The sequence below is a fragment of the Domibacillus sp. PGB-M46 genome, from assembly GCF_022668875.1.
Classification (GTDB): domain Bacteria; phylum Bacillota; class Bacilli; order Bacillales; family Domibacillaceae; genus Domibacillus.
This window is the reverse complement of the sequence record NZ_JAKGCR010000085.1, coordinates 1-307: the sequence shown is the minus strand read 5'-3', so window position 1 is coordinate 307 and position 307 is coordinate 1. Positions and strand designations below refer to the sequence as shown.

The window sequence follows — 307 nt, the reverse complement described above, 5'->3', positions numbered from 1 at the left end:
GCATACAAAGCGAAGTGGTACGGACGGACGATCATAAAAGTCGATCCGTTCTTCCCATCAAGCCAGCTCTGTTCCGGCTGTGGCCACCAGCATAAGGATGTAAAAAATCTCTCTGTCCGGGTGTGGGAATGCCCGTCCTGCGGTGTGCGTCACGACCGGAACCTGAATGCGAGCCTGAATATTAAAAAAGAAGCCCTTCGGCTTCTTTCACTTCAGTCTATTTAAGCTTAGTCATAAAACCGTTGGAATACGGGGTTAGCCTGATTACTGGGGGTCGGAGATCCTCTTGCCCAGGAATCCCCCACTT

1 protein-coding gene is annotated in these 307 nt (G+C 50.8%); it reads left to right on the top strand.

Annotated features, from left to right (window positions below):
* Positions 1 to 225, top strand: a 225-nt coding sequence (locus tag L2D08_RS23705; protein ID WP_242238020.1) for a zinc ribbon domain-containing protein, incomplete at its 5' end; no start/stop codon positions are given.
* Positions 226 to 307: the final 82 nt, after the last annotated feature.